This is a genomic window from Bacteroides sp. ET225, from assembly GCF_024733745.1.
In the GTDB taxonomy this organism is placed as follows: domain Bacteria; phylum Bacteroidota; class Bacteroidia; order Bacteroidales; family Bacteroidaceae; genus Phocaeicola; species Phocaeicola excrementipullorum.
In genome coordinates, this window is the sequence record NZ_JANRHN010000098.1 from 1 (window position 1) to 292 (window position 292).

Annotated in this window: 1 pseudogene; it reads left to right on the forward strand. The window is 52.1% G+C overall.

The features are described from left to right. A pseudogene (locus NW212_RS15260) lies at positions 1 to 205 on the forward strand (hypothetical protein); the annotation flags it as partial. Positions 206 to 292: the final 87 nt, after the last annotated feature.

Consider the following 292-nt stretch of genomic DNA (forward strand, 5'->3'; position numbering starts at 1 on the left):
CAACAGCGGAATGCGCAAAGGCATTGAAAAAGGAATCAAGAAAGGCATCGAGAAAGGCATCAAGGAAGGCATCGAAAAAGGACGGGCAGAAGGCATTGCCGAAGGCAGGCTGTCCGTAGCGAGAAACCTCAAGCAGATGGGGCTTGACGCTGCGTCCATCGCCGAAGCCACCGGACTCGATGTGGAAGCCGTCGAAAGGCTTTGAGCATAAAAGACTTTAGCTCCTTTAAACTCAACGCACGAAAAGCTTTGCCGGTCCGGCCCTTTTCGCTATCTTTGTCCCGTAACCTTA